This is a genomic window from Methanobrevibacter curvatus, from assembly GCF_001639295.1.
In the GTDB taxonomy this organism is placed as follows: Archaea; Methanobacteriota; Methanobacteria; order Methanobacteriales; family Methanobacteriaceae; genus Methanoflexus; species Methanoflexus curvatus.
In genome coordinates this window covers 1-8,292 of record NZ_LWMV01000230.1, presented here as the reverse complement: position 1 = coordinate 8,292, position 8,292 = coordinate 1, and the positions used below count along the sequence as shown (strand labels likewise).

Genomic DNA, 8,292 nt, shown 5'->3' with positions numbered 1-8,292 from the left:
ACATTGTTTTATTTTTTAAAAATAATATTTATAAAACATATAATTTAAATTTAAAATAATATAAATTCTTTAAAATTGAATTAAATAATATAATTATTTTATTATAGTTATTAACACATATTTTATCGATTATTTAATATTTAAAAGATTCATATGGAAATTAATTTCATGAAAATTCTAAAAAAGCGACTTATGAGACACTCCCATTATTTTTTTAATAGTTTTTTTAATGAATGTTTAATTTATCTGTTTTGGACTGCTTAATTATCGAATTTTATTGCACCAAGAGGGCAACCTGCAAGACATTCTTTACAGTCTGTACACCCTTCATGAATTACTATTTTAAATCCTTGTTTTTCTATTAATCCTAAGGGGCAAAAGTCGATACATATACCACATTTACCACATTCACTTGATTCTACTCTCAAATTTTCACCATTTATTTATTTTCATATTTACTTAATTTTTTCTCTAATTTAATAAAATAGAACATTTTATGCTCAATTATTTTATATTTTAAATAATATTTATATTTTTTTTCTATTTTTAAGAATTATTAGATATATCATTAAATATTATTAAATATTATTAAATTTTAATATTTTTTTGTTTATTTTAATTATCATATTTTTTGTTTACTTTTATTAATCTTTCTTAAATTCTTTTCTAATTTTTTTCAACAATAGTAATGTTTATATAAGATAAAAAACTTATATCTTTATGCTATACTAAAATATTTTGTTTAACTAATAAATTTGTTGGTTTAGTTGAATAGATTTTTTTTAAAATTAGTGTAGATTAATCACATGCATGGGTGCCCGAGAGGCCAAAGGGGAAGGACTTAAGATCCTTTGGTGTAGACCTTCGAGGGTTCAAATCCCTTCCCATGCACTTTTTAAATTTTAAATACTTTTTTTTATTAAACTTTCACAATATCCTATCAATGCCTTAGTGGCTCAGCCGGTAGAGCGATACCTTGGTAAGGTATAGGTCGGGGGTTCGAATCCCCCCTAAGGCTTTATTCTTTTTTGTATTAATTTTTTAATCTTTTAACGGGTTTTATTACTTTTTAATTCTTTTTAATCATTTTTAATTCTTTTTATTTTTTTTTATTTTTTTAAGATTTTCATTATTGATGGCTGTGGAATATTTTTAAACATTTTTGGTGATAATATGGGAAAAACTTATGTTGTTGTTGCAACAGGAATTATGGGAGGTATTGTTGCTTTAACTACAAGTTTTTTGGGGGTTACTGGAACAATTATTGGTGGAGTTCTTGCAGCCATTATAATGGAGTTTAGTTCACAGTTTTTTAAACAACCCCTTGAATCGAAAAACATTAATCTTTTAGAAGAAAGAATAATATATATAATTCCTTTAATCATAATTATTTTGATAGAATCAATCTATATGTTGCATTTAATGGAATATGGATTTATTTTTAGATTTTTAGAGGAAATCACAAATCAAAATTTGTTTAGAGTAATGGGAATTGCTTTAATAATTTTAGGATTATATCCTTTAGCCGAAAGGAAAAAAATCAAATGGATACATGGAATAATTATTGTTTTTGTTGGTATTTTTATTTTAATTTGGGGTTTAGTGGATAGTGATATTGATTTAATATCTAAACTAGGTCCTGTATTTGTTGAATATAAGTTTTACTTTTCTTTAATTATTATTTTTATTTTAAGTATTATTACTATATCCATATTTATTCAATCCATGGAATTTTATTTTAAACATAAAACAGACAAATTTTCAGACAATTCAATATCAAATGGCTCAATGTCTAAGATTAATTCTATATCTGATGATAATTGTAACAATGATGGTAATAAGAATAATAATATACCTAAAAATAATTCATTGAACAATGTTATTAGCTCAAATGTTTCAGAAAAAGAAGAAAAAATTCTTAAAAATTCTTTTATACACAAAAAAGATTAATTATTTATTTGTTATCTTTTATTATCTATTAGTCATTTATTATCTTTTATTACATATTAGTCATTTGTTATCTTTTATTATCTATTTCATTTATTATCTTTTATTACATATTAGTCATTTATTATCTTTTATTATCTATTTATTATTTTTTAAACAATAAAACAAGTGACTTGCAATAAAAACGATCCTTAATCCAAAAAGACGAATTTATACAAAACCACATAAATTTATAAATATCAGAACATAAGCTCGTAAGAACACACTATGGACTTAAAAAAGAAAATCTACAAAGATACCATTAACCATTATATCAATCTAATTTTTATTGCAAAATTTTTAGAAAAAACTGTTGATAGAGCAGCTAATATTGATGCAAGAACAATATTTATTTTAAATTTTAATAAGAAAAAGGTTTAAATTATTTTAAAAATTATAATTTATTTTTAAAAATTTCTGTCTTATTTTACATGGACTTATATTATTTTAAGCGAATTGTAGCTTGTCTGTGTGCCCAACATTGAATTGTTACAGCTATTGGGAGACCTGCAGTATGAGTGTCTGCTTTTAATATTTTAACACCTAAAGCTGTTGTTTTTCCACCTAAACCCATAGGGCCTATGTTTAATTTATTTATTTCATTCAAAAGTTCATTTTCTAGCTCTTCAAGTTGTTTATCTGGATTTTTAATGCCTATAGGTGAAAGAATAGCTTTTTTACTTAATTTTAAGGCATAATCGCTTGTTGCACCAATTCCTACACCTACTACTATTGGTGGACAGGGCTTTCCTCCAGCCATTTTCACAGTTTCAATTACAAATTCTTTAATTCCATCTATTCCCTCTCCAGGAAGAGCCATTTTAAGTCTATTGTTGTTTTCAGATCCAAATCCTTTTGGTAAAATTGTAAATTCTATAAAATCATCATCAGTTAATTCAATATCTACTATTGGAATTTTAAGCCCAGTATTTGTGCCTGTATTTTTTCGTGTTATTGGATCAACTATATTTGGACGAAGAGGAACTTCTTCAGTTGCTTTTAAAACTCCTTTTTCTATTCCTTTATAAAGGTTTTCAACTTCTACATTCCCTAATTTAACAAAAAGTATAGGTAAGCCAGTATCCTGACAAAGAGGTATTTTTTTCTCTTTTGCAAGTTCAATATTTTTTAAAATAGCTTGAAGATTTAAAATAGCTAATTCATTTTCTTCATTTTTTAATCCTTCTTGAATTGAATGTGTAACATCATCAGGAAGTTCAATGGCTGCTTTTTTATAAATATTATATATTGCTTCTTCAATTGTTTTTTGACTAATCATTGTTAATATTTATCTTTTTATTTTATAAAAATTTTACGAATTTTTAAAAAATATTCCTATGTTCCACTTCTGAAATTTAAAAAGTTTAACACTATTTTTTACTCTCTTATAAAATTATTCTTAAGTTATATTTTAATCTTATTTTATTCATATTTAATCAATTTTTAACAATTTATTTATATTTAACTTATTTTATTCAAATTACCATATTTTTAAAAATTTTAACTATATTTTTAAGCATATTTCTAAATATTTAAGTTAAATTTTTAAGTTAAATTATTATCTAAATAAAATTATTTTATATTTATAAAAATTTTTTTAGAAAGCTTTTTTTATTAAAACAAATAAAACATTAATAGTTCATTTCGTTTATTTTTTTTTGAATTTTAACTTCTTTTTAAAATAAATATTTTTGGAGAGATATTATGAAAATCACAGGTGTTAGTGGAAGTCCACGTAAAGATAGTAATACAGATACTTTAATTAATACAGTATTAAATTCTGCTGCTGAAAATGGTGCTGAAACCCAGTTATTCAGAATCAATGATTTAAGTATTAAACCATGCCAATCTTGTTACTACTGTAAAGAAAATGGTGTTTGTAAATACCAAGATGACTATGTAGAAATTGTTAAAGCAATAGATGAAAGTGATGTATTTGTTGTTGGTTCACCAATATACTTTAGTGAGGTTACTGCACAACTTAAAACTTTTATTGATAGATTTTACTCAATAGTCAACAATCAAGGAATTAATACAAAATTAGTTTTGGTCTATGTACAGGCTAATCCTGATGAGACTCTTTACAAGCCTTACATTGAAGCACAATCTAATATGTTAGGAAATATAGGTTTTGAAGTTATAGATATCATTCATGGTTATGGAATTCCTGAAATTGAAAATTTAGAGGAAAATAAAGAATTTCTAGAAAAAGCTAAAGAAATTGGTGCTAATTTATAATAGTGTTGATCTTAATCTTTTTTTTATTTTCTTAAAATTTTTTCATTCTTTATAAATATGATTTATAATTAATTAGATTTTTAGAAGAATTATATTTAAACCTTGTTTTTTTTTTAAAAAAAGTTAATTTAATTTTTTTAATTTCTTTTTTTTTTAAATTGATTTTTATAATCTAAAATCTTTTGATAAGGTGTATTTGATTGCATTAAATCGGACATAATAGCTATTCCTTTAACACCAGTTTTTAAAACAGAATCAAGGTTGCTTATATTAATTCCACCAATTGCATAAATATCAATCTTTGTTGCAAATTTTAATTCCTCTAAAAATTTTAATCCTTTTTCTTTAAGTCTTTTTTTTGACTCTGTTGGGAATATATGACCTGCAATAATGTAATTTGCCCCATTATTTTCAGCATAGACTGCTTCTTCAATACTATGGATAGAAACACCTACTGCATCAAAATATTTTAAATGTTTATTATATGTTTTAGAGCTATTGTTTATATTTTCATAGTTTTCGTAGCTTTCATAACTCTCGTAATTTTCTTTAAATTGATTGAAAGGTAAGTGTATGCTTTTAATCTTATGAGATTTTGCAATGTCAATATGGCTATGAATAGCTAAATCAACATTGTATTTATTGGTAATTGGTATTACTTGATTTAATAAATTACTATAATCATTTTTATCTAAATCTTTTTCTCTTAAAATGATTTTATATGGGTTTCCTTTAGCAATTTCATCAATTTTTTTTAAAAAATCCCCGTTAGTTAATTCTCGATTTGTAATGGATATTAACATAAAATCCCTTTTATTTTAAATCGTTGTATTAATTTAAATTCTTTATAAATAGATATGGTCAATATAAACCGATTGAAAGCCATTTTTTTCTAAAAACCATTCTATTTCTTTTACTGAACGTTTGTCTAATATTTCAAACTGTTTATCTCCTTTTTCTTTTGTTTCATGTCCTCCTACACCTACATTAACTCCTGCTGAAATCTTTGTTGCACCTATACCAACAACACCGTTACGGAACTTAGATCTTTCCCTTGTTGAGACTGTAATATCTGCAAATGCCATAAAAATTCTTGTGGCTAAAATTACTTGCAACAACTCTTTTTCAGTAATAGTTTTGTTTAATTCTGGAATATTATTAATAAATGGTCTAAGTCTAAGAAATGAAAAAGAAATCTCAGCTTTAGAATATTTTCTTTGTAAATAATATCCATGTATTACCGTTGCAAATGCATCTTTTCTAAAATCACTTAAGCCTAAAAGAGAACCAAATCCAACCTTTCTCATCCCACCAAGAATGGCTCTCTCTTGTGAATTAAACCTATGTTCATAAATAGATTTAGGTCCAGATAAATGGTATTTTGCATATTGTTTTTTATCATAAGTCTCTTGATAAATGCAAACATAATCAGCACCAGATTCATGTAGGTATTTATAGTCTTTTGTGTTTAATGAATAAATTTCAAGACCAACCAATCTAAAATATTTTGATGCTAATTTAATAGCCTCAGATATATATTTTAAATCACTTTTAAACATTGATTCACCAGTTAAAAGTAAAATATCTTCTAAACCGGTTTTAGAAATTATTTTTAACTCTTCTTCAATTTCTTTCAAACTTAGTTTTCCTCTTTTAATTTTATTCTTACAGTTAAAGCCACAGTAAATGCATTGATTTTCACAGTAGTTTGAAATGTAGAGAGGAGTAAAAAGTGATATTGAGTTTCCAAAATGTTTTGAAGTTTCAACTTTAGCTCTTTGAGCCATTTCTTCAATAAAATTAGATGCAGCAGGAGACAATAATGCTTGAAAATCTTTAATAGATAAATTTTCTTTTTTAATAGCTATTTTGACATCATTTTCATTAAAATTCTCTGGATTAAATTTATCCATATGATATAATACTTTTTCCATTAAATCAGAGTCAATGACTTCCATATCTTTTAAATATTTATCTTTAGACATTTTAACACAATAAATAATAAACATAATAAATAGTAGTATACATTATTTTTATTTATTATATATATTTATTAAATTATAAAAATAGAAGCATTAAATTTTAGAGGAATATAAAGTTTGTATAAACATTATATACAAAAAAAATAAAATTATTCTAATATTAAATCAGAAGATTCTCCAATAATAAATTTTTTTGAATTATTAAGAACTCCACTAATAAAAATATCTTCTTCTTTTATTTTTTGATTAAGTTCTTTTTGAGAGAGAATATTAAAATTAATTTTACGAGAAATCTTTTTCTCTACTTTATTTAATTCTTTAATTATAATTTCTTCTTCCACATTTCCAATTAATAACAAATCAACATTTTCATGTACATTGCTAAATAATGAATTTCCATAAATAAATGCAGTTTCAATTTCATCAATATTGTTTAGTTTAGATTTTATAATTTCTCCATTAGCTTCACTTTTAATAAAAATATTAGCTATTTCCTCACAAAGAAGAAAGTCCTTATTTATCACATAATACTTTAACCTATCTCTTTTTTCAGAGCTTAAAAAACCAAATTCCTCTAAGTTATTCAACTCCCTTCTAACAGAATTAACATTCAACTTAACAATCCTAGCAATTTCTCGAAGATAAAATTCTTCATTATAGTTTAATGAAAAAAGGGTTAATATTTTTACCCTAGCTTTTGAACCAAATATCTTTTCCAACATAACTAATTGTTTATATTTCATTGTATAAATGCTGTATACAATAGGGTATAAATATTGTATACAATAGTGGAAGGAATAGTTTAGTTCAATTTTTTTATTATAATTTGAAATAAAATATAAAGTTATAAGAATTTAACTTAAAAATAATCTTTTAAAACTTAAATTTTAAAAATTTCATTTATCCAATACAATTTCTGTCAAGTTAAGAAATTATTAATATAAATTTGATGAAACATTACAAATTGAAAGGTTCATTTATCACAATTTCAATTTTTTTAATGAAACTAATGAAATTTTGAAAAAATTTTTCTTAAGTTGACAGCATTGCATCAGATGTCATTATACCCTCAATCTGGATAAATTAATAATATCGCTTTTTTCAGTCAATGTTTTTTTCAATTTTTGTAAAAATTAAATTTTTCTTATGTTATGGAATATAATGATTTTTTCTTCATAAAAATCGTTTACATTCATCTATAAAAAGTTCTGCTTTTTCTAAATTGTATGTTGCATCTTTTCAGTGAATATTGAATTTATTGCATAATCTGCCTCGGATCTGTCTTCTTCTAATCTATTAATTATTTTAGCTATTTTTTGGTCAAAATTTCCATTAACTACATATTCTAATCCAAATTGCTGAATTGTGCTATCATGTTTTTTTGTAAGTATGTCTTTTTTTAGTAATAATGCTTTTGCTGCATGAAAAACAGCATAATATGAGCGATTTATTGAATTTTTATACCTTTTATTGGCTAAAGCTATTTTAAAGTCTTTAATAGCATCTATTGCATTGTTAAATTCTAATTTAGCATTATCCAATTATAACACCCTCTTTGTCAAGATTTTTAAAAAAAGAGAATTTTTTTTGTTCTTCATATTGGTTAATATTATTTATTTTAGCAGATACATATTGTCCAGTTTTCATTAGAATATTCCAGACTTTATCATAAACATCGTCACTAATTATGTTTTTATCTTCTTTATTTGTAGTTAAAATTAATATATCTATGTCAGAGTTTTTATTATCTTCTCCACGAGCAACAGATCCAAATAAAATAATTTTTTCTATCTCTGGATGATTTAAGCTTTGAGCAAATTCAATAGCTATTTGTTTCCTGTCCATTTCAACACCATCAGAATTAATATTATGTAAGTATATTAATTAATAAATATTTAAATTTTTCCTTTTATAATCCTGAAAGAAAAGATTCTAATTAATGACTATTGAAATATCAACCTATTTCATAAATATAAGTTGTTATTATCTTTAATTTCTAAAATAATCTTTAATAATTTTATTATTAAAAAAATATATATTGTAATTATTTAGATTGAGAAATAAATGAATATAAAAGTTTTTAAAA

At 23.5% G+C, this 8,292-nt stretch carries 10 protein-coding genes and 2 tRNA genes; 5 read left to right on the top strand and 7 right to left on the bottom strand.

Going from position 1 to position 8,292, the window contains the following annotated elements:
* Positions 1-260: 260 nt before the first annotated feature.
* A complete protein-coding gene (locus MBCUR_RS10165) occupies positions 261-428 on the bottom strand; it encodes a 4Fe-4S dicluster domain-containing protein (RefSeq protein WP_084269719.1) in 168 nt (55 codons plus the stop codon).
* A gap of 380 nt (positions 429-808) precedes the next feature.
* Between MBCUR_RS10165 and MBCUR_RS09800 the strand changes: the two genes are divergently transcribed.
* From MBCUR_RS09800 to MBCUR_RS10505, 4 genes are all read left to right on the top strand, one after another.
* Positions 809-891: transfer RNA gene (locus MBCUR_RS09800), tRNA-Leu, on the top strand.
* Between the two features lie 54 nt (positions 892-945).
* Positions 946-1,018: transfer RNA gene (locus MBCUR_RS09795), tRNA-Thr, on the top strand.
* Positions 1,019-1,173: 155 nt separating this feature from the next.
* A complete protein-coding gene (locus MBCUR_RS09790) occupies positions 1,174-1,950 on the top strand; it encodes a hypothetical protein (RefSeq protein WP_067092804.1) in 777 nt (258 codons plus the stop codon).
* 264 nt (positions 1,951-2,214) lie between these two features.
* Positions 2,215-2,367: a hypothetical protein gene (locus tag MBCUR_RS10505; RefSeq protein ID WP_157077743.1), complete on the top strand. Its 153-nt coding sequence runs from the start codon at positions 2,215-2,217 to the stop codon at positions 2,365-2,367.
* 61 nt (positions 2,368-2,428) lie between these two features.
* On the opposite strand, the gene MBCUR_RS09785 is transcribed toward MBCUR_RS10505, so the two are convergent.
* Positions 2,429-3,265: a fumarate hydratase gene (locus MBCUR_RS09785; protein ID WP_067092802.1), complete on the bottom strand. Its 837-nt coding sequence runs from the start codon at positions 3,263-3,265 to the stop codon at positions 2,429-2,431.
* A 425-nt stretch (positions 3,266-3,690) separates the two neighbouring features.
* On the opposite strand from MBCUR_RS09785, the gene MBCUR_RS09780 reads away from it, so the two are divergent.
* Complete coding sequence (locus MBCUR_RS09780; protein ID WP_067092800.1) at positions 3,691-4,224, top strand: flavodoxin family protein; 534 nt, start codon at positions 3,691-3,693, stop codon at positions 4,222-4,224.
* Between the two features lie 137 nt (positions 4,225-4,361).
* Here MBCUR_RS09780 and MBCUR_RS09775 read toward each other — a convergent pair whose 3' ends face one another.
* From MBCUR_RS09775 to MBCUR_RS09755, 5 genes are all read right to left on the bottom strand, one after another.
* The gene (locus MBCUR_RS09775) at positions 4,362-5,027 is read right to left on the bottom strand and encodes a thiamine phosphate synthase (RefSeq protein ID WP_067092799.1); all 666 of its coding nucleotides are present in this window, start codon (positions 5,025-5,027) and stop codon (positions 4,362-4,364) included.
* Between the two features lie 42 nt (positions 5,028-5,069).
* Entirely contained in the window at positions 5,070-6,209 is a 1,140-nt protein-coding gene (gene thiH, locus MBCUR_RS09770; protein WP_067092797.1) for a 2-iminoacetate synthase ThiH, read from the bottom strand.
* A 146-nt stretch (positions 6,210-6,355) separates the two neighbouring features.
* Positions 6,356-6,949 carry a winged helix-turn-helix domain-containing protein gene (locus MBCUR_RS09765; RefSeq protein WP_067092796.1) on the bottom strand — a complete coding sequence of 198 codons (594 nt, stop codon included), beginning with the start codon at positions 6,947-6,949 and terminating at the stop codon, positions 6,356-6,358.
* Between the two features lie 474 nt (positions 6,950-7,423).
* Positions 7,424-7,747, bottom strand: coding sequence for a HEPN domain-containing protein (locus MBCUR_RS09760; RefSeq protein ID WP_067092794.1), 324 nt, complete (start codon positions 7,745-7,747; stop codon positions 7,424-7,426).
* Positions 7,740-8,051: a nucleotidyltransferase domain-containing protein gene (locus MBCUR_RS09755; protein WP_067092792.1), complete on the bottom strand. Its 312-nt coding sequence runs from the start codon at positions 8,049-8,051 to the stop codon at positions 7,740-7,742. Before MBCUR_RS09755 ends, MBCUR_RS09760 begins: the two co-directional genes overlap by 8 nt.
* Positions 8,052-8,292 lie beyond the last annotated feature (241 nt).

Bases quoted from the DNA above. Each gene is read 5' to 3' on its own strand.
- MBCUR_RS09790 (WP_067092804.1), top strand. From the start codon at position 1,174: ATGGGAAAAACTTATGTTGTTGTTGCAACAGGAATTATGGGAGGTATT.
- MBCUR_RS10505 (WP_157077743.1), top strand. From the start codon at position 2,215: ATGGACTTAAAAAAGAAAATCTACAAAGATACCATTAACCATTATATC.
- MBCUR_RS09785 (WP_067092802.1), bottom strand. From the start codon at position 3,265: ATGATTAGTCAAAAAACAATTGAAGAAGCAATATATAATATTTATAAA.
- MBCUR_RS09780 (WP_067092800.1), top strand. From the start codon at position 3,691: ATGAAAATCACAGGTGTTAGTGGAAGTCCACGTAAAGATAGTAATACA.
- MBCUR_RS09775 (WP_067092799.1), bottom strand. From the start codon at position 5,027: ATGTTAATATCCATTACAAATCGAGAATTAACTAACGGGGATTTTTTA.
- thiH (WP_067092797.1), bottom strand. From the start codon at position 6,209: ATGTCTAAAGATAAATATTTAAAAGATATGGAAGTCATTGACTCTGAT.
- MBCUR_RS09765 (WP_067092796.1), bottom strand. From the start codon at position 6,949: ATGAAATATAAACAATTAGTTATGTTGGAAAAGATATTTGGTTCAAAA.
- MBCUR_RS09755 (WP_067092792.1), bottom strand. From the start codon at position 8,051: ATGGACAGGAAACAAATAGCTATTGAATTTGCTCAAAGCTTAAATCAT.